Origin of the sequence: Hyphococcus sp. (assembly GCF_965228385.1) — a bacterium.
In the GTDB taxonomy this organism is placed as follows: domain Bacteria; phylum Pseudomonadota; class Alphaproteobacteria; order Caulobacterales; family Parvularculaceae; genus Hyphococcus.
This window is the reverse complement of sequence record NZ_OZ245810.1, coordinates 3,018,352-3,036,942: the sequence shown is the minus strand read 5'-3', so window position 1 is coordinate 3,036,942 and position 18,591 is coordinate 3,018,352. Positions and strand designations below refer to the sequence as shown.

At 56.5% G+C, this 18,591-nt stretch carries 24 protein-coding genes; 12 read left to right on the top strand and 12 right to left on the bottom strand.

What is annotated here, in order from left to right:
* Positions 1-81: 81 nt before the first annotated feature.
* Positions 82-1,188 carry a fatty acid desaturase gene (locus ACQK2Q_RS14095; protein ID WP_425410379.1) on the top strand — a complete coding sequence of 369 codons (1,107 nt, stop codon included), beginning with the start codon at positions 82-84 and terminating at the stop codon, positions 1,186-1,188.
* A gap of 133 nt (positions 1,189-1,321) precedes the next feature.
* A complete protein-coding gene (locus ACQK2Q_RS14090) occupies positions 1,322-2,194 on the top strand; it encodes a DUF5694 domain-containing protein (protein ID WP_425410378.1) in 873 nt (290 codons plus the stop codon).
* An 8-nt stretch (positions 2,195-2,202) separates the two neighbouring features.
* Here ACQK2Q_RS14090 and ACQK2Q_RS14085 read toward each other — a convergent pair whose 3' ends face one another.
* The 5 genes from ACQK2Q_RS14085 to ACQK2Q_RS14065 form a co-directional block, all read right to left on the bottom strand.
* Positions 2,203-3,021: an enoyl-ACP reductase FabI gene (locus ACQK2Q_RS14085; RefSeq protein WP_425410377.1), complete on the bottom strand. Its 819-nt coding sequence runs from the start codon at positions 3,019-3,021 to the stop codon at positions 2,203-2,205.
* Positions 3,022-3,049: 28 nt separating this feature from the next.
* The gene (locus ACQK2Q_RS14080; RefSeq protein ID WP_425410376.1) at positions 3,050-3,235 is read right to left on the bottom strand and encodes a hypothetical protein; all 186 of its coding nucleotides are present in this window, start codon (positions 3,233-3,235) and stop codon (positions 3,050-3,052) included.
* A gap of 2 nt (positions 3,236-3,237) precedes the next feature.
* The gene (gene fabB, locus ACQK2Q_RS14075) at positions 3,238-4,452 is read right to left on the bottom strand and encodes a beta-ketoacyl-ACP synthase I (RefSeq protein ID WP_425410375.1); all 1,215 of its coding nucleotides are present in this window, start codon (positions 4,450-4,452) and stop codon (positions 3,238-3,240) included.
* Between the two features lie 36 nt (positions 4,453-4,488).
* Entirely contained in the window at positions 4,489-5,022 is a 534-nt protein-coding gene (gene fabA / locus ACQK2Q_RS14070) for a bifunctional 3-hydroxydecanoyl-ACP dehydratase/trans-2-decenoyl-ACP isomerase (RefSeq protein ID WP_425410374.1), read from the bottom strand.
* 113 nt (positions 5,023-5,135) lie between these two features.
* The gene (locus ACQK2Q_RS14065; RefSeq protein ID WP_425410373.1) at positions 5,136-5,684 is read right to left on the bottom strand and encodes an SH3 domain-containing protein; all 549 of its coding nucleotides are present in this window, start codon (positions 5,682-5,684) and stop codon (positions 5,136-5,138) included.
* Between the two features lie 121 nt (positions 5,685-5,805).
* On the opposite strand from ACQK2Q_RS14065, the gene ACQK2Q_RS14060 reads away from it, so the two are divergent.
* The 3 genes from ACQK2Q_RS14060 (at position 5,806) to ACQK2Q_RS14050 (ending at position 8,173) form a co-directional block, all read left to right on the top strand.
* Positions 5,806-6,816, top strand: coding sequence for a 2-hydroxyacid dehydrogenase (locus ACQK2Q_RS14060; RefSeq protein ID WP_425410372.1), 1,011 nt, complete (start codon positions 5,806-5,808; stop codon positions 6,814-6,816).
* A 105-nt stretch (positions 6,817-6,921) separates the two neighbouring features.
* Positions 6,922-7,539, top strand: coding sequence for a class I SAM-dependent methyltransferase (locus tag ACQK2Q_RS14055; RefSeq protein ID WP_425410371.1), 618 nt, complete (start codon positions 6,922-6,924; stop codon positions 7,537-7,539).
* Positions 7,540-7,702: 163 nt separating this feature from the next.
* On the top strand, positions 7,703-8,173 hold the full coding sequence (locus ACQK2Q_RS14050) for a DUF2141 domain-containing protein (RefSeq protein ID WP_425410370.1): 471 nt from the start codon (positions 7,703-7,705) through the stop codon (positions 8,171-8,173).
* Between the two features lie 8 nt (positions 8,174-8,181).
* Here the strand turns inward: ACQK2Q_RS14050 and ACQK2Q_RS14045 are convergent, their stop codons facing one another.
* The 6 genes from ACQK2Q_RS14045 to rdgB are packed head-to-tail and all read right to left on the bottom strand — an operon-like array spanning position 8,182 to position 13,221.
* Positions 8,182-8,934, bottom strand: coding sequence for a HesA/MoeB/ThiF family protein (locus ACQK2Q_RS14045; RefSeq protein WP_425410369.1), 753 nt, complete (start codon positions 8,932-8,934; stop codon positions 8,182-8,184).
* A 35-nt stretch (positions 8,935-8,969) separates the two neighbouring features.
* Entirely contained in the window at positions 8,970-9,422 is a 453-nt protein-coding gene (locus ACQK2Q_RS14040; protein WP_425410368.1) for a DUF2721 domain-containing protein, read from the bottom strand.
* 12 nt (positions 9,423-9,434) lie between these two features.
* Positions 9,435-10,571, bottom strand: a complete 1,137-nt coding sequence (hemW, locus tag ACQK2Q_RS14035; protein WP_425410367.1) for a radical SAM family heme chaperone HemW — start codon at positions 10,569-10,571, stop codon at positions 9,435-9,437.
* Positions 10,568-11,752, bottom strand: a complete 1,185-nt coding sequence (locus ACQK2Q_RS14030; protein WP_425410366.1) for an ATP-binding protein — start codon at positions 11,750-11,752, stop codon at positions 10,568-10,570. The genes hemW and ACQK2Q_RS14030 overlap by 4 nt, the downstream gene beginning before the upstream one ends.
* A gap of 60 nt (positions 11,753-11,812) precedes the next feature.
* The gene (gene bla / locus ACQK2Q_RS14025) at positions 11,813-12,613 is read right to left on the bottom strand and encodes a subclass B1 metallo-beta-lactamase (RefSeq protein WP_425410365.1); all 801 of its coding nucleotides are present in this window, start codon (positions 12,611-12,613) and stop codon (positions 11,813-11,815) included.
* Positions 12,610-13,221, bottom strand: coding sequence for an RdgB/HAM1 family non-canonical purine NTP pyrophosphatase (rdgB, locus tag ACQK2Q_RS14020; protein WP_425410364.1), 612 nt, complete (start codon positions 13,219-13,221; stop codon positions 12,610-12,612). Before rdgB ends, bla begins: the two co-directional genes overlap by 4 nt.
* A gap of 266 nt (positions 13,222-13,487) precedes the next feature.
* Between rdgB and ACQK2Q_RS14015 the strand changes: the two genes are divergently transcribed.
* The 5 genes from ACQK2Q_RS14015 to ACQK2Q_RS13995 all read left to right on the top strand — a co-directional run bounded on the left by ACQK2Q_RS14015 (position 13,488) and on the right by ACQK2Q_RS13995 (position 15,144).
* A complete protein-coding gene (locus tag ACQK2Q_RS14015) occupies positions 13,488-13,622 on the top strand; it encodes a hypothetical protein (RefSeq protein WP_425410363.1) in 135 nt (44 codons plus the stop codon).
* Positions 13,622-13,771 carry a hypothetical protein gene (locus tag ACQK2Q_RS14010; RefSeq protein ID WP_425410362.1) on the top strand — a complete coding sequence of 50 codons (150 nt, stop codon included), beginning with the start codon at positions 13,622-13,624 and terminating at the stop codon, positions 13,769-13,771. The genes ACQK2Q_RS14015 and ACQK2Q_RS14010 overlap by 1 nt, the downstream gene beginning before the upstream one ends.
* A gap of 70 nt (positions 13,772-13,841) precedes the next feature.
* Positions 13,842-14,354, top strand: coding sequence for a DUF2975 domain-containing protein (locus ACQK2Q_RS14005; protein ID WP_425410361.1), 513 nt, complete (start codon positions 13,842-13,844; stop codon positions 14,352-14,354).
* A 2-nt stretch (positions 14,355-14,356) separates the two neighbouring features.
* Positions 14,357-14,941: a hypothetical protein gene (locus tag ACQK2Q_RS14000; protein WP_425410360.1), complete on the top strand. Its 585-nt coding sequence runs from the start codon at positions 14,357-14,359 to the stop codon at positions 14,939-14,941.
* Positions 14,941-15,144 (top strand): helix-turn-helix domain-containing protein, encoded by a 204-nt coding sequence (locus ACQK2Q_RS13995; RefSeq protein ID WP_425410359.1) that lies wholly within the window; start codon positions 14,941-14,943, stop codon positions 15,142-15,144. Before ACQK2Q_RS14000 ends, ACQK2Q_RS13995 begins: the two co-directional genes overlap by 1 nt.
* 34 nt (positions 15,145-15,178) lie before the next feature.
* On the opposite strand, the gene ACQK2Q_RS13990 is transcribed toward ACQK2Q_RS13995, so the two are convergent.
* A complete protein-coding gene (locus tag ACQK2Q_RS13990) occupies positions 15,179-16,480 on the bottom strand; it encodes an MFS transporter (RefSeq protein ID WP_425410358.1) in 1,302 nt (433 codons plus the stop codon).
* Positions 16,481-16,588: 108 nt separating this feature from the next.
* Here ACQK2Q_RS13990 and ACQK2Q_RS13985 point away from each other — a divergent pair, with 108 nt between their 5' ends.
* Both ACQK2Q_RS13985 and rlmN read left to right on the top strand, forming a co-directional pair.
* On the top strand, positions 16,589-17,101 hold the full coding sequence (locus tag ACQK2Q_RS13985; RefSeq protein WP_425410357.1) for a GFA family protein: 513 nt from the start codon (positions 16,589-16,591) through the stop codon (positions 17,099-17,101).
* A gap of 321 nt (positions 17,102-17,422) precedes the next feature.
* Positions 17,423-18,571: a 23S rRNA (adenine(2503)-C(2))-methyltransferase RlmN gene (gene rlmN, locus ACQK2Q_RS13980; RefSeq protein ID WP_425411168.1), complete on the top strand. Its 1,149-nt coding sequence runs from the start codon at positions 17,423-17,425 to the stop codon at positions 18,569-18,571.
* Positions 18,572-18,591 lie beyond the last annotated feature (20 nt).

Sequence of the window (18,591 nt, the reverse complement as noted above, 5' to 3'; positions counted from 1 at the left end):
TAATGCCGCTGAGGCGATGCGGCGTCTTGATCGACAGGCGCGCAGGTCTAATCTACCGTTTGTGATCAAGAAACGGACAACATGACAGGCGCAATATCGCCCACTGGACGGCCTTATGAATGGCTGACCGAAGACGAACGCCGTGCGGTCGAAACGCCGTCATGGACAAAAGGCGTTCGCCTGGCGCTTATCCATTTCGCGTTATACTTTCTGACGCTTTACGGTGCGCTGGGGCCCTTTCCGGCGGTAGTGAATCTCCTTGCAGGGTTCGCGAACGGCTTTGCGCTCGGCCTTTTGTTCATCATCGGTCATGATTGCGTCCATAAATGCTTTCTGCCCACGCTGCGCGCGAACCAGATTTTGGGGCGTCTTGCTTTTCTGCCAACAGCGCATTCGGCGAGCCTATGGGAGACGGGCCATAATCGCTTCCATCACGGCAAGACGAATTTCAAGGGCGTCGATTATGTGTGGACGCCAATGTCAGTCGAAGAATATCAAGACGCCGGTTTGTTGCGACGCTTGCTGGAACGGCTCAATCGCGGCGTCGCCGGGCAGTTTTTGAACTATCCGATTTCCATCTGGATTCCGAAACTCATTTTGCCGATCGCGAGGGAAACGCGCACCCAGTGGAAGCGGTATTTCTGGGATTCAGTTTTCGTTGTACTTGGGCACGGCGCCATCATTGCGGGCATGCTCATTCTTGGAAAATGGTGGCATCCGGAGCGCAGCCTTCTGGAGATTTTTGCGGTTGCCTGGCTGCTCCCGATGATTGTCTGGAATTTCCTCGCCTCTTTCAGTTTCTTTCTCCATCACGCACATGAAGACGGGCACTGGTTCGACAAGACCGAGGACTGGTCATTCTACCAGTCGTCCATTGAAGGAACCACGCATCTTGAAATTCCGGCCCTGAAATGGCTTGGCCTTTATTACAACGTGATGGAGCATACGGCGCATCACGCCCTGACAACGATTCCCATTTATCACCTTGATAAAGCGGGAAAGCTTTTGCGCGCCCGGTACGGGGATGCAGTAACGTCGTATGAATTCCGCCTGGGCGATTTCTTCCGTATCATGAAAAATTGTAAGCTCTATGATTATAAAAATCGCTGCTGGACCGACTTCGAAGGGCGCCCGACAGGCCCAGCGCTTGAGCATCGTCGCGCGCCTGCGCCCCTGGCGGCGCAGTAATCTACCGGCGGCGCAGTAAATCAAGTCCTGGTGCGGCGGCCCGGCTTTAAAAGCAAACCCCTTATCGCGTTCGCTGTTTACGCCCCCGGGTAAATACGCAAAGGTCGCGTAAAAAGACAAGGGGACCCAAAAAATGATCAAACAGCTATTGGGGGCGATGCTCGCCCTGACAGCCGCTTGCAACGCGCAAGAGGCGGATTCTGAATCAGCGCAATCATTGGCCTCAGGCCCGTCTGCACCCGCTATCCAAATAATGGTTGTCGGAACGTTCCATATGACCAATCCCGGTCAGGATGTGGCGAATGCTGAAATTGAAAATATGCTGACCGATCAGCGGCAGGCGGAAATCGCCGCTGTTGTAAATGCGCTCGCGGAATTCAGGCCAACCGTTGTTGCTGTTGAGCGCGTTACGGACGCGCCTTCATATGTGGACGCAAATTTTAACGCCTTCACGCCGACGGCGTTAACCGAGAACGCCAATGAACGGGCGCAAATCGGATACCGTCTTGCATCCCAAGCCAGCCTTGATCGCGTTTATGGCGTCGATGAGCAGCCAAGTGAAGGCGAACCGGACTATTTCCCCTTTGACAGGCTCAGCGCTCATGCTTCAGCGACAGGGCAAGGCGAAAAGTTAGAGAACCAAGTCGCGGAAATTCGAAAGATTGTCTCTGATTTTTCCGCGCTTCAGAAAGACCACAATGTTGCTGAGTTGTTGATTGAACAAAACACGCCGGAAACCGTCGCGCTCAGCAAGGATTTTTATTACCGCACTTTCGAATATGATCGCGGCGAAGACCAACCCGGCGCGGAGCTTCAGTCATACTGGTTCATGCGCAACGCGAAAATCTTCTCAAAACTGATGCAGGTGACAAAACCGGGCGACCGCATTGTCGTTGTATATGGAGCGGGGCACAAATTCTGGCTTGATCATTTCGCTGAGAATACGCCAGGCTATGTCAGCGTTGATCCGCTGCCTTACCTTGAGAAAGCGGCGGCGCAGAACTGATTAGCGGCTTATTCCTTAGCGCCAATACCATCAGGCACGGCGACAACGTGAAAACCGGCATCCACATGCAGCACTTCGCCGGCGCATGAAAGGCCGAGATCGGAAAGCAGATAAAGCGCAGCGCCGGCGACGCCTTCTATCGTTGTATCTTGCTTCAGTAACGACCAGTCGCGGCCCGTGGACATTAACTGGCGCCCGCCTGATATGCCGGCCATGGCGAGGGTTTTCATGGGTCCGGCGGAAATCGCATTGACGCGGATGCCCTTGGGGCCAAGGTCGCGGGCGACATATCGCATTGAGGCTTCCAGCGTCGCCTTTGCGACGCCCATCACATTGTAATTGGGCACGGTGCGTTCAGAGCCAAGATATGTGAGCGTAATCATGGCGCCGCCGTCCGGCATGAGTTCCGCCGAGCGTCGCGCAGCGTCGACAAAGGAAAACGCCGAGACGTCCATCGTATCCTTAAAATTCTGGCGCGTCGTGTTCTCCACGAATGAACCTTTCAGCGCCTCTTTGTCGGTGAAGGCGATGGCGTGGACGAGAAAATCGATCTTCCCCCATTCGTCTTTTATTTTCGAGAACGCGGCGTCCATGTCGTCGTCGCTCATGACGTCCGCCTGCACGAGGAACTTAACGCCAATGCTTTCAGCGAGCTGGCTGACCCGGCTTTCCATGGCGGGAATATAGGAAAAGGCGAGTTCGGCGCCTTGCGCCGTGAGTTGCTGCGCGATGCCCCAGGCAATGGAGTTTTTATTCGCGACCCCCATGATGAGCCCGCGTTTTCCTTTCATCAAATCGCCCTTGGGAAAACCCGTATCGTCAGCCATGTTTTCTGATCCTTCCTTCGCCTGCGCACTATCCGGCGCGGCCCATCACTATCACGGATAAAATGAAATAGGCGAGCCAGATAAGAGCGTAAACGCCGTAGCGGATATTTTTAGGTTGTTTGCGCACCACCGGAAGCACCAGCCGAAACCACCATAAGCCGATGCTTGCGATTACCGCCGAAACCAAAATGGCGATGAGCGCCGTCTGGTTCAACTTTATACCCGCGCTACGGCGAGGCAGCCATTCGTGCCGCCGAAGCCAAAACTGTTCGTCAGAAAACAGTCGATTTTTGCGTTATCAATGCGCTCGCGAATGATCGGCAAATCCTCAAATTCCGGATCAATGTTTTCAATATGCGCAGATGCGGCGAGAAAATTGTCGCGCATCATGATGAGGCCGTAAACCAACTCCTGTGCGCCGACGGCGCCGAGCGAATGGCCTGTGAGAGACTTTGTTGAGGAAAGCGGCGGAATTTCCGAGCCGAACACCTCGCGAATGGCCTGCGTTTCTTTTTGGTCTCCGACTGGCGTCGATGTGCCGTGCGGATTAACATAATCAATCGGCGCCCGAACGGTTTCCAGGGTCCCGCGCATGCAGCGCACCGCGCCTTCACCGGAAAGCTGCACCATGTCGTAACCGTCAGAGTTAGCGAAGTAACCGACAATTTCCCCAAGAATGGGCGCGCCGCGTTTTTTTGCGCGCTCATATTCTTCCAGCACGACGGTGGCGGCGCCCCCGGCGATGACGAAACCGTCGCGGTCTTTGTCGTAAGCGCGGCTCGCCACTTCCGGCCGGTCGTTAAAATCAGTCGACATGGCGCCCATAGCGTCGAAAATATTGGAAAGTGTCCAGTCCAGCTCTTCACCGCCGCCGGCGAAAACAACGTCCTGCTTGCCCCACATGATCTGTTCCGCCGCCGCGCCGATACAGTGAACGGACGTCGCACAGGCGGAGGAAATCGTATAGTTCACCCCCAGAATTTTAAATGGCACAGCAAGCGTCGCCGAGTTGGTCGATCCCATGGCTTTCGGCACGACGGTCGGGCCGATGCGTTTTGTTGAACCCGTTTTCCGGTTTACGTCTGCGGCTTCGACGATTGCTTTTGTGGAAGGGCCGCCTGAACCCATGATAATGCCCGTCATCGGATGACTGACGTCGTCTTCTGAAAGTCCCGATTGCTTTAGCGCTTCCTGCATGGCGATATAGTTCCATGCAGCGCCTTCGCCCATGAAACGCCTGGTGCGGCGGTCCAGCATTTCTTCGACATTGACGCCAGGGCGCGCCGAGACCTGGCATTTAAAGCCATGCTCGGCGAAACTTTCATCATGCGCCGTTCCGGACTTACCTTCGTAAAGCGAGGTTTTGACCTCATCTACATTGGCGCCAATCGAGGAAACGACGCCCATTCCGGTAATCACAACGCGACGCATAGGGTTCCTTTCATTCTCAGACGATAACGCTCGGATTTACAACGAAAGCCCGGCGGCCAGTTCTTCTGCGGAAAACAGGCCCACTCTCAAATCTTTCGCCTGGTAAATCTGGCGATCATCGACTTTCATAATCCCGTCAGCGATGCCGAGGATCAAGGGACGCCGCATCATGCGGCGGACATCCAGCTCATAGGTAACCTTCTTGGCGCTGGGTACAACCATGCCCGAGAACTTTACTTCCTTTGCCCCCAGCGCGCGGCCATGACCGGGCGCGCCTGTCCAGGTCAGGTAAAAGCCGACCAGTTGCCATAAGGCGTCAAGCCCGAGACAGCCAGGCATCACCGGGTCGCCGGGAAAATGGCAGTCAAAAAACCACAAATCCGGATTGATATCGAGTTCCGCTTCGACCCGGCCTTTTCCATAATGTCCGCCTTCATCACTGATATGTGTAATCCGGTCGAACATCAGCATCGGCGGCACGGGCAACTGCGCCGTGCCTTTGCCGCGCAAGCCGTGATAACCGCATTCCAAAAGGTCTTCGCGGCTGTAACTGTTTTTACTTTCGCTCATGCGCCCTGTTCTGAACTAAACGTTGCCGTCCGCTTCCATAAAACGAAGCGGTTTATCCCTGCGCTTGGTATAGATGCGCCCCGTTTGGGTCAATTATGCGACGCAGCATTGATTCAGGGCGAGGACGCCCCGGCCCCCCAGAACGCCGAACTGGGCGCCCAGCCCTTGACGCCGGCAGCGGATATTTTGATCCAGCCCTCCCGCCTGTCATCAACACGCGCAACGAGGCCTCGGCCAAACCTGGCTTTAACGGGGGCTGAGACGGCGGGTTTGCTCCGGATGGCCAGCCCGTCTTCCAGAACGAGCGCCGTCAGGTTTCCCGAAAGCTTTGATTTGTGGGTCCAGCACTCATCGTTTTCGGAATCGCGAATCTTGCGCCAGTGGTCATGGGTTTCAGCGACGACCACCACCGGCAGCCCCTGCCGCATATAGGTCAACCGCACCGGATGCGAAAAACTTGGGCCTGTGCGGCAGAAGGTTTTTTTTGATTTCAGTGATACAAGGCGGGGTACCGGGTAGCCTGAAGGCGTATCCATGCGAATTTCGGCCGCCGCCGATTCCCGCGGCTCAGTCGCCGAAGCGGCTTGCGCGTAAGGGGCGGGTCCGGTCAAATACAGGGCGAGACCGCAAAGGGCGGCCGCAGGAGAATGTTGACGCGTCATAAAGGGGGCGCTCAAAACTATAGATGATGAATAAACCTTTACCGAACAGCAAAGCCGTTAATCTTCGGTTAACCACGGCGCGAAAACCAGCAAGATTTAAGCGCGATTTAAAGGCCGGCCCATGAACGCAAAATCTGTGTGTGTCGCCGTCACGCGAAAATTGCCCGCCTCGGTTGAGGCGCGGCTGACAGATCTGTTCGATGCCACCTTGAATGACCGCGATGCGCCATTATCGCCGGAAGCGCTTCTGGGCCTGGCGCAAAATGTTGACGTACTGGCGCCGACGCTGGGCGACAAATTGGATGCGGCGTTTTTTGACGCCGCAGGCGAGCGCCTGAAACTCGTGGCGAATTTTGGCGCGGGGACAGATCATATCGATGTCGCCGCCGCCAATGCGCGGGGGATTACGGTCACCAATACGCCTTCCGTACTGGCCGAAGACGCCGCGGACATGGCGATGGCGCTGATCCTCGCCGTGCCGCGCCGGCTGGTGGAGGGCGTGCATGCGCTGGAAAACGGCGCGTTTCACGGGTGGTCTCCAACCTGGATGCTCGGCCGGCGGGTTCGCGGCAAGAAGCTCGGGATTATCGGGCTTGGCCGTGTGGGCGAGGCAATCGCAAGACGCGCGCGGGCGTTTGGACTTTCCATCCATTATCACAATCGCTCGCCGATTAATCCGCATATCGAAGAAGAACTGGAAGCCACCTATTGGGACAGTCTCGACCAGATGCTGGCGCGTGTAGACATCGTTTCCATCAACTGTCCGCATACGCCGGCGACTTTTCATCTTTTGTCGAGACGCCGTCTCGAACTGCTTCAGCCTCAGGCCTATGTGGTCAATATTTCCCGCGGCGAGCTCGTCGACGAAGAGACACTGGCGGGCATGATCGAAGAAGGCCGTCTCGCGGGCGCAGGGCTGGACGTTTATGAGCGCGGCACGCCCAGTGAAAAACTGTTGAAAGCGCCGAATGTGGTGCTGTTGCCGCATATGGCGTCGGCGACCGTGGAAAGCCGGGCGGAAATGGGCGAGCGAATGATCATTAATATCAAAATGTTTGCTGACGGCCATAAGCCGCCTGACCGCGTTATCCCGGGTCTTGACGATAATCTGGAGCCCAAAGCGGGCAATTGATTTGCAAAACGCCTCCAGCGGGGACGCGCCGCCGCGGCGCACCTAAATAGCGCTATGTTGGTTTCGCCATGTGGCGCGGTCCTGTTAAACAATCGGGTCTAGGGCATGAACTTTTACGATCGCCATATTGAACCGCGCCTCGTCTCGTGCATTTGCGGCGTAAAGCCAATCTCGGATGAACGCGCTAAAATTGTGCCTCAAGCCACGGGCCGCGTGCTGGAGATCGGATTTGGCTCCGGTCACAACGAGCCATATTACAATCGCGAAAACATTTCACATCTTTATGCGCTTGAGCCTTCCGCGTCCTGGAGGAAGCTCGCCGAACCGCGTGTATCGAGGTTGCCTTTTCCAGTCGAATGGCTCGACCTTCCGGGAGAAGAAATTCCGCTACCGGATGAATCTGTCGATACGGTGCTTGTAACGTTTTCCCTGTGCACGATTTCAGGGGTGGATCAGGCGCTGGCCGGCATGCGCCGCGTTTTGAAACCGGGCTGCAAACTCGTTTTTCTGGAACACGGGGCGGCGCCGGATAAGGGCGTGGCGCGTTGGCAGGATCGCCTGAACGGCTCATGGAAGCGTGTGGCGGGGGGATGCAATTTAAACCGGAAACCGGCTGAACGCGTCACCTTGGCGGGGTTTCGCATTCAGGCGCTGGAGCAGCGCTATGTTCCCTGGATGCCGAAAATCGCCGGGTTCGTGACCAGCGGCGTCGCTATCCGGTAACACCTGTCTCACTTTGACGCGAAATCCTTCGAATTTTAGTTGAATCGCAAGGTTCGCGGCGCATCATAAGGTTAAGCTTACGTAAAGCCCCTTGCGCCGCCTTACTTTTGCGCTAGTTGAGGGCCATTACCGTAACAGTGACGCGTGGATTGAGAGCAATAAAGTGCGTAGATTTTTGGGGATAGGGGTTTTAGCGGCGCTCTTTGGCGTATCACACGCCGATTCCGCGCCCGATTTGCCTGATCCGTTCGCCAAATACGCCGACCCCGCGTCGGTCGTGGCGGCGATTAAAACGGAATTCAAGACAAAACCCGGGCAGGCGGTCCGGCTTACGGTCTATGACAGCGAAGACAAGTTTCTGGAAACGCCGCGCCTTAAAAATGAAGGCGCGCTGGATGAGGACGGCGTCGCCGTCGTGCCCCTTCTCGGTCTCGAGCCTGGCGAATATTCCTTCGCCGCCTATCTTGATAAGAATGGCGACGGCGTCTTGAACCGTGGCAACATACTCGGACGCCCGAAAGAGCCAGTGGCGTTTTCAAATGGCGTAAAGCCAAAATTGCGAAAGCCGCGTTTCGATGAAACGAAAGTCGCCGTCGCACCCGGCAGCGTCGTCGTTATCACCCTCGAAGACTGATTTTTCCGCTAACTGCCGCAGTCCGGGCAATCAGGGTCCGCCGGCAGGCGAATGGTGCGCGTTGAGCCCGCCAGGCCGTCATATAAAAGCAGACGCCCGGAAAGGCTTTCGCCGACGCCCAACAGCTCTTTCATGACTTCCATCGCCGCGAGTGCGCCCATAACGCCGGTTACAGCGCCGAGGACGCCTTCCTCGGCGCAGTTGATCTGCTGGTCCTGCGGCGGCTCCTCCGGCACGAGGCAGCGATAACAAGGCGCCGCACCTGGTTTTTCATATGGTTTGAACGTAGAAAGCTGGCCCTCGAACCTGCCGACTGCGGCGGAAACGAGCGGGACCCTGGCGGCGATACATGCTGCGTTCACAACATAGCGCGTTTGAAAATTATCGACCCCTTCAACAACAAGGTCGTAAGCGTCGATAATTTCCGCAGCGTTGTCCTGTGTGATGCGCGTGTGCTCATGCACGCCGACATTGGGGTTTAACCGTTCAATAAACTCACCGGCGCTTTGTGTTTTCGGCCGTCCGATATCATCTGTGTGAAAGATCGTCTGGCGCTGCAGGTTTGAACGCGAAACGGCGTCGTCATCCGCGACGCCGAGCGTTCCAACGCCTGCCCCGGCCAGATATTGCAGTATGGGCGCGCCAAGCCCGCCGGCCCCGACAACCAGCACGCGCGCATCCATCAGTTTTTGCTGGCCCTGTCCCCCCACCTCGCGCAGGAGGATATGGCGGGCGTAACGTTCTCTTTGTTCAGGGGTCATAACAGTAGTCTAGGCTCGGGCCGCGCCAAACAAAACTATCGTTTCAAAAACAATTCCGGACGCACGCGCAGCGTGCGCGTCGCGATGGAGATTTCCATCAGAAATAGCGCCAGTCCGCCAATCATCGCGAACATGGCGGCGATGAACATGAGCGCCACCAGCGCGCCAACGGCGAGATCGATAAAGTCGCCGACAAACAGCGTCGCCACAACAAGACAAACCAGTAGCGCCGCGAAGGAGAAAAGAAAAATCGCTCGCTGCGCGTAAACCGTGCGCTTGTCGAGAATCCCGAGTTCAGCGCGAAGCCGTTCGATTTCCGTCGCGTCCGGACCTTCATTGCAGCGTGATTCCAGCGTTCTTGAACGGTCAACGATGCGCGCCAGCCGCGCCGCGACGACATTCAGGAAAGCCCCGATCCCGGCCAGCAGGAAAACCGGCGCCACGGAAAGCTCGATAATATGGGCAAGGTCGGAAAGCTCGTTCATCATCGTTTCTTGCGCTCATCCGAGAAGTTCGTAAAGGACGCGGTTCAGGAGACGGCGTCCATTGCCGCTGGCTTTCAGTAGTTCTCCATTCCAGATGAGAAAGCCGTCCTCGACGAGCCGCCGCAATTTTTCGCGCGCGCCACCCTGTTCAAAGAAACAATCATCCGGCTGCAACGCCATACCATCGATAAGCCTCAATCCCATGGAAAAGCGCTCAATGTTCGCTTCTGTAGCGCTGAGCGGCGCTTCAACATGCATTGGCGCATTGGCGGCGGCGGCGGTTAGATAATCTTCCGGACGCGCCAGCGTTTCGGTGGCGATGCGTGCGCCGTTTGCGCTCAGCCGCCCATGCGCGCCGGGCCCGACGCCGACATAGTCGCCATAAGTCCAGTAAACGAGATTATGTCGCGATTGATCGCCGGGGCGTGCGTGATTGGAAATTTCATAGGCGGGCAGGCCCGCTTGCGCTGTTAATTCCTGTGTCGCATCGAACAAATCCGCGCTTCGATCATCGTCCAGCGGCGCCCATCGGCCTTTATCAACGGCGCGCGCGAACGCGGTTGCTGGCTCTATCATCAATTGATAAAGCGACAAATGCCCCGCGCCGAACGCCAGCGCTTCGGTGAGTTCTGCGCGCCAGTCTTCAATTGTCTGCCTGGGCCGCGCGTAAATCAGATCAAATGTCATCCGCGCGAATGTTTCTTGCGCGCATTCAATCGCGCGTCTTGCGGCGTCTGCGTCGTGATCACGGCCAAGAAAGGCGAGCGCCTCATCGCGCAGCGACTGCACGCCCAGCGATAGCCGGTTGACGCCTGCATTCGCTATTTCCTTGAAGTGCAATTGTTCCGTATCCGTTGGATTGGCTTCCAGCGTGATTTCCGCACCTTGTTCAAAGCCCCACAAGAATTCGCAGGTTTCAATAACATGACCAATGATTTCAACAGGCGCGCGCGAGGGCGTACCGCCGCCGAAATAAAGGCTTGTCAGTTTTCCCTGCCCCGTTCGCCGCGCCCAATGGCTCAAGTCTTTTGTGAGTGCTTTTTTCCAGGCGGCGGCGTCAATGGCGCGATTTTTGTAAACATTGAAATCGCAGTAAGGGCAAATTCGCGCGCAATAGGGCCAGTGAACGTAAACCCCCAGCGCCTTGCTCACCGCTCCACCTTCGGCATGACCCGTTTCATGAAGCCGTCGAAGAGCGGCACGGTAAAGGCGTTGTCGCCGTGAGACGGGCTGTAGATCATTCCCTTGTTGATGAGCTTGGCGCGCACCGGCGCCACCTCGCTGACCTTTTTCTTGAGAATATCAGCAATATCGCCGGAACGGTGGGGCCCGCTTCCCAATTCCGCCATGGCGCGCAGATACCGCTTTTCCGCCGGCGTCAACCGATCGAAACGGACGCGAAAAAAACTGTCGTCAAGCTCGGCCAGCGCAGTCACGGTTGCGGCTTCCACATCGGTTCGGGTAATGGGCGATTTCCCGGCGGCGTCCCAAGCGTGTTTCCCCCATTCCTGAAGGAAATAGGGGTAACAGCCCGTTTGATGAATGATTTCATCTACGGCGTTATTTCTGTACTGAACGTTTTCCGACTGAGCGGGGTTGATAATCGCGTCGCGGGCGGCTTGCTGCGCCAGCGGCGTGATCTCGATAAACTCGAACAGACGCTCGGCGTATGATTTTGCCCGCCCCATCTGCGCCAGAAGTTGCGGCAGACCGGCGGCGACCATTGTTGCGGGCAACTGGCTTTGCGCCACACGATGCAGGGCGGAGACCAACGCCGCCAGTTGCTCTTCCGGCACGTATTGCAATTCATCGATAAACATGACGAACGCCGTGTCGCGTTCCTTCGCCGCCTCGCCGATCGCCATCAGCAAATCCATAAGATCCATATCGAGATCGCCGGAATCCGCCAGACCTTTTTCCGTTTCGAAATCGACGCCGACTTCGATGTCGTCATATTTAACTTTGAGGGCTTTGACGAAACCGGCTAGCGCGCGCATGGCGCGGGCGGCGGCGGCCTTTGCCGCCGCGCCGCGGTTTAGCCGCAACAGGGCGGTGCGCAATGCGGGCGCCAGTACGCCGGGAAGGGAGCGTCCTTCCGGCGCTTCCATCCAGACAGCTGCAATTTCTCTCGTTTCCGCATCAAGCCTGATGTTGTTGAGCAGAACGGTTTTGCCGACACCGCGCAGGCCATAATAGATGAAACTGCGCGCTGCGCGGCCCGCGCGAATTCGGTCGAGGGCCACGCTGGCGCGTTCCAGTATTTCGTCCCGGCCCGCAAGATCGGGCGGAGGCGTTCCGGCCCCGGGAGCGTAAGGGTTGCGTCGCGGATCCATGTATATTTGAATTATCCAAAGTTATCTATTTTTGATAACTTAAGATAATATCGATATAAATCAAGGCGCATTCGCGCCAGCCGCTTCCGCCAGCGCTATTGTATGCATGAGCAATTCGCGGCCGCCCGCCGCGCCATGGCTCGGGATGACAACTTCAGCGTCCGGAAAAGCTTCAGCAACATTGCGGACGGCCTGCGCCCAATGGGCGATATCCGCGTCCGCCGTGTTGCCAAGATTGTTCGATCCACCCGGCCGGATCAGGCAGCCGCCGAACAGAATTTTGGCCGGCGCATAATAAACGACAATATTATCACGCGTGTGCCCTGCGCCAGGATAGAAAACCGTAATTGGTCCGTCGGCATGCACGCCGTTGTCGGTGATTCCGAAAAGGCTCTGCCGGTCTTCCCCGTCCAGAATTGTATAATGCGTCGGCTTCAGGCCGCGCGCAGGCGCGTCGGCGTTCGTCAACGGGTGCGCCCTGACGCCGATGCGGCTTTCATGCAATGCGCCGACGCCGCCCATTTTATCCTGGTGGGCGTGTGTAACAACAGCAATTTCCGGTTGCTCGCCGGTCAACTTCTCGATGGCGCTCAGCAATGCGCCAGTGCCTTCATTGGTCCATGCGGTATCGACCAGCACTATGCCTTCGCCGGTATCAATCACCATCCCTTGTGATAAAACCGGGCCCCATGGCGCAATGGTTTCATAACTTTTGTGTATCCAGACGCCGTCAGCGATTTGCTCCAGTTCCATCGCCGGTTTTTCCGCCGCAGGCTCCATATCGAGTTTGCCCGTGGGCGTGATCAAGCTGCATGCGCCTGTCAGGGTCGCCAGAAGAAACAGCGCCGAAAAATTATTCATGGAGCACAGGCTTTCATCAGCTTACGGAACGCATCGGCGCGATGGGATATGGCGTGCTTCTCCGCCGGATCCATTTCGCCGAATGTAATCTGATAGCCGTCGGCGACAAAGATGGGATCATAGCCAAATCCTTTTTCGCCGCGTGGTGGAAAGACAATTGAGCCCTTCACCTCGCCTTCAAAAACAGCGTGTTCGCCATCCGGCCAGACCAGCGCAAGGGCGCAGACAAAGCGGGCGGAAAAATCCTCCGTGCCGCTTTCATCCAGCGCCGCCTCGACCTTTTTCATAGCCGTATCGAAATTTCGGGGCTCACCGGCCCATCGCGCCGAATAGACGCCGGGCGCGCCCCCGAGCGCCGTCACGGATAGCCCGGAGTCATCGGCAAGGGCGGGCAGGCTTGCCGCGCCAGCAGCGGCGCGCGCCTTCAAGAGCGCGTTCTCGGCATAGGTAACGCCGGTCTCTTCAGGGTCGTTCAAGGCCAGCGATTTTGCGGAGACCGCATCGATACCGAGAGGAGAGAGTAAATCATTGATTTCACGTACTTTTCCATCATTGTGCGAGGCGATAACAAGCCGCCCTGGACTTAATTTCCGCACATTTTCGCCCATGTATTTATCCTTTTTCGAAAAAAAATTATCGTTTTTCGACAAAAACCTCTTGTATTGTTTTTCGATAAGTGTATATCGATAATCAACAAGACGGCGGAACAGCCGCCGCAAGACAAAAGCCCGGCAGGCGACACTATCAGCCAAAGGGAGAAAGAAAAGAAGGCCGGACCACGGCACGAAAGACCAAAAAAGAGCGGCATGGAAAACCACGCCGCTCAAGAAAGATCTAACGAGTCGCGAAACACAGGAAAGAAAAGGAGAAACCCATGCGTTACACAAACTCAGAAAAGAATGTCGGGAATTTTGGCGGAATTGTCAATGGTTTGGCCGTTTTTGTAACGGTTGTACTGATCGGCGCGGGCTATTTTTCCGCGATCGGTTCCTTTGCAGGGGTAGCATAATGGAAAAGCTTATGCGCATGGCTGTGGCGGCGGTTTTCGCCGTCACGGCGGCCGCCGGCCTGGTTGTGCTGGCTGAAGCGGCGCCCGGTAAAGATGTTGCTGCGGCGAAAAACTGCCACAAGCAGCTTTGCATGGCTGCTTTTTTCTAAAAACATCGAATCCGGCAAAGCTGTGGTCGCGCAATTGGGCGCGCTATGAAGAAAATACGGAGAATTCGGCATGCGAGCGATAGGCAAGGGGTCGCTGGCGTCCATCCTGGCGGTGGGCCTTCACGTCACACGCGTTGTTTTATGGATTGCGCTCGGCGGCATCACGTTCGCTATCATCCTGATGCCGTTTGTTCCTTTTATCGCCGGAATTTTCACGGGATCAGATCATATCAATATCGACGGCGACATTGAGTCCGGCGATTTTTTCGAGGTCACGCATGCTTTTGTAAACACGATTGTCATGCTTTTTGTCGTCAATCGCTTGCTCGAAATCCTCAAAACGCTCCGTTTTGGCTCGCCATTTGTCAAGGAAAACGCCGACCGTTTCCGTACGGTCGGTTATGCGCTGTTAATCGGCGAAGGCGCCAAGTTCGCATTCGGCTTTTTGTCGATCCTTTTCGACGCTGAGATCGACATCGATTTCTCATTTATCAGCTGGCTTGCGATCATTGCGGTGCTTGTTCTGTCGGAAGTGTTTCGCGAAGGCGCGCGGATGAAAGAAGAACAGGATTTGACCGTTTAGCTATGAAGATTTCAACCATATTCAATCTGTTTAAACATGAGGCGTTTCCGGACTGGCGCTCTTTTCTGTTCTGGTTCGACACGCGCCCGCACATGGTTGCGCCAGGCCTTCTCGCAGGCTTGACGATGGCGTTTTATCTTCAGTTGGCGCTAATTGTATTGTCAGCAGTTGCAGCGTCGCTGGCGCTTCTTGCGGGGGGCGACGGCGCCAACGTTATTTTCAGCATGGCGTCAGTTTTTGTGGATTTACCGATCAGCTTATGGATGCTGGCGGGGCAATTGATATCGATCACAGCCTATATAATCATTGCAGAGAACATTTTGCGGGTCGCCCTGGACGCCGCTGTCACCAAACCGTTCAACATAGAGAATCCACGACGCTTTCGTCGCGCGGCGATAGCCGCCGGAATGCTTGGATTAATGCACCTTGCAGGACTGATCGCCGAGAAAAACGGTGTCGCAGTAGCTTTTGACTGGTCTCGAGCTGGTTTTTATCTCGCTATGCTCGCCGCCATGACGTTTATCACTTTGTCATCGGCGTTTCGCGAAGGCGCGCGGATGAAAGAAGAACAGGATTTAACCGTTTAATGGGTATTTCCGTCAAACTTGATCGTGTGATGCTGGACCGCGGCATGTCGCTGACGGAGCTGTCGGAACGCGTCGGGGTGACGATCGCCAATTTATCCATTCTCAAAACCGGAAAAGCGAAAGCCATCAGGTTCTCCACGCTGGAAGCGATCTGCAAAGAGCTGGATTGTCAGCCGGGCGATATTCTTTCTTTTGATGAATAGGACGGCTGACGCGCCCTTGCATAAACGAAAATTGCTATTGATACGGCGCCGCGGCGGAATCAACGCCGGGCTCCGGCGTGAAATCGTCCCCGGGTAGCGCCTCGCCGACAGCCCGGCTTTTCCAGGCGAACGCCAGCAGCATGATCGCGAGCGCCGTCGTGAAATAATACGGGGCCTGCGGCGCAAGCCCGTAAAGCCAGAAGCCGATCAAGGGCGAGACAATGAAACCCGCGGCGCCGGCTGAATTCGCAAGTCCAATGGCGGCGCCCTGCTCTTCCGGCGCGACCGCCAGAGATGTCGCGGACGTGGCGGCCGGAATCGCCATGCCAGCGCCAAGACCGGAAATCAGCATACCAATAACCACTGGCCATAAATCACTACTTAGCCAGATTAGCGTATGGCCGGCGATCATCAGCATCGGGGCTGTGCGCATCAAGCGCGCGGGCGGAAAACGAAAACGTTGTACGATTACAAGTTGTGAAAAAAGCGACGCCATGGCGCCCGCCGTCAGGCCTATGCTGACATAGGCTGGCGCCGCGCTTGTTGAAAATCCCAGCCGGTCGATGAAATAAAACGCAATCGTCTGTATCGGTATGGCGTTCATGATGCTGAAAGTGATCGCAAAAATAAAAAATGGCGTAAGCCGGGAATCAGTCAGTCTGACGCTTTTGCCTTTCTTGCGTTCTGTCGGGCCGGTCCGCTCGGGCAGAAAAATCAAGACGGCAATACACATCACGGCCGCCAGCATCGCCGCGGCGAAAAACGGCGCCGTCGGCCCGATCAAAATTGTAACCGCGCCGAAACTGGGCCCGAGCATGGCGCCGAATCCAAACGCCGCCGTAAATCCGGCGATGCCGGCGGTTCGGTCCATCCTGTTGGTGCGATCGGCGATATAGGCCTGCGCAGCAGGCGGCCCGGCAGAGCCAATGACGCCGAATAGCGCCCTTGTCAGCACCATCAAAAAATAAAGTTGCCAGCCGGCGACAACGCCGGCGATCCCGAGTTGTATGGACGTCGCGAAAAGCGCCATGGAGACTGCAAATCCGCTCAGCCCCAAAATAACAAAAGGCTTGCGCCCCTTTACATCGCTGCGCCGGCCCCAGAACGGACCCAGAAACACCCACAGGCATGCAGAGACCATGAAAATGGCGCCGACCTGAAAATTCGACAGCCCCAACTCGCGCGCAAGCGGCGGCAAAACCGAAAATACTATAGTTTGCCCCATGCCTGCGCAGACGGCGCCGGCAAGCAACAAGGCAATCGCAAAACGGCGCTGGCGGGGGCTGGTCGCCGCCGCGCGGGATTGTTGTTCATTTGCAGGGCGTTGTGCGTCCACGCTGGACAACTCCGTCTTGGCGGGAAGTCAAGAACACGGTGCGTAACCATTTGCAATCGCAAATCCCCGCCCCGCGTCTTTGCCCGCAGAAGGGTTGGCGCTATTATTATGCCTGAAAGTCATAACCTGGAGGGAGAATTGTCTTTAGGGGATGGATTTACTGCAGATGGAGGCTGCGCCTGCGGCGGCGTTCGTTATCGGCTCACAGCAAAACCGTTATTCGTTCATTGTTGTCATTGCAGCTGGTGCCAGCGTGAAAGCGGCGCCGCCTTTGCGCTGAATGCGATTTTGGAAACGTCATGTATTGAAATGCTCGCGGGTCAAACCAGAGAAATCGAGTTATCCTCGGAAAGCGGGCGAGGGCAGAAAGTGCATCGTTGTCCGGAATGTTATGTGGCGTTGTGGAGCTATTATGGCGGCGCAGGCGATAAGTTCAGTTTCGTTCGCGTGGGAACGTTAGACGAGCCGGCCCGCGTTCCGCCGGACATTCATATCTATACGGCGTCAAAGCAGTCATGGTTTGAACTTTCTCACAATATACCGGCTGTTAAAGAATATTACAGCCGCAAGGAATACTGGCCGGAAGCCAGCATCGAACGCGCGCGCCTCGCCAAGGCATGAACACAGACGTTTAGTCACTTTGCGCATGGCGTAAGTGAAGTTTTTTGCGCCAGGCGGCTTTCGCCGTCCAGTCGCTGACAAAAAAACCAAAGTCTGCGGTTGATCGCGTATCTCCGTAGTGCGCATGCGCCGCGGCTGTCTTCGTCTGCAGTAATCGTGGTTCTGTCGTAGTCGATACCGTAGGTTGCAACCGGCCAACCGTAATTGGCGGCTTTTTTTAAGAATATCGATTTCGTCCCCGTCTTGTTGAAACGATGGAGCGGCGGGGGGATATGCCCATGGATGGACGCGGCGGCGGCGAGCCCCTATATCCGGGCCATTATGACCTCTCTAGACCTTTCTCTCCGGCCCGCCGACGCGGCGCTCTGCAATCTCGCCGGCATGACGCGCGCAGAACTCGCTGCACTCATGGGCGAGACTTTCGGACTGGATGAGAAAAAGGCGCGCATGCGCGCAACGCAGCTCTGGCGGTGGATCTATCATTACGGGCAGACGGATTTTTCCGCCATGACCGACATCGGCAAGGACATGCGCGGCGCGCTCGCCGAGCGATTTGTCGTGGCGCGGCCGGACGTCGCTGAACGGCTCGTATCCGTAGATGGCACGCGCAAATATCTGATCCGTCTGGGGCCGGGCATCGAGGTCGAGTGCGTTTACATTCCCGATGTGGGCCGCGCCGGCGCCTTGTGCGTTTCTTCACAGGTGGGCTGCACGCTCGCCTGCACGTTCTGTCATACAGGTACGCAAAAGCTCGTCCGTAATCTGACAGCCGCCGAGATCGTCAATCAGGTGATGGCCGTGAAAGACGATCTGGAGGAGTGGCCTTCCGGCGGTGATGAACGCAAGCTCTCCAACATCGTTTTTATGGGCATGGGCGAGCCGCTCTATAATCTCGACAATGTTTCAGAGGCGATCGACGTCATCTCTGACAATGAAGGGATCTCCCTGTCGCGACGGCGCATCACCGTATCGACGTCTGGCGTTGTGCCGGAAATGCGCCGGCTGGGCGAGGAAACATCCGCCATGCTGGCGATATCGCTTCACGCCACCAACGATGCGTTGCGTGATGAACTGGTGCCCATCAACCGCAAATACAATATCGCCGAACTGATGGACGCCTGCCGCAATTATCCGGGCGCGGCCAATGCGCGGCGCATCACCTTTGAATATGTGATGCTGAAAGGCGTCAATGATAGCGATGCGGAGGCGCGGGCGCTGGTGAAACTGCTTAAAGGTCTCCCGGCGAAGATCAACTTGATCCCGTTTAACCCGTGGCCCGGCGCGCCTTATGAGTGCTCAAGCTGGGAACGGATCGAGTCTTTCGCCGAGATTCTGTCGCGCGCCGGTTACGCCTCGCCCATCAGAACCCCGCGCGGCCGGGACATTTTCGCCGCCTGCGGACAATTGAAATCCGAGAGCGTGAAGAAAAAGGCGAGTGAAGCGCGGCGGGAGCGCATAACGTTGCGGTAAGGCTAGTTGTAGCATTTAAA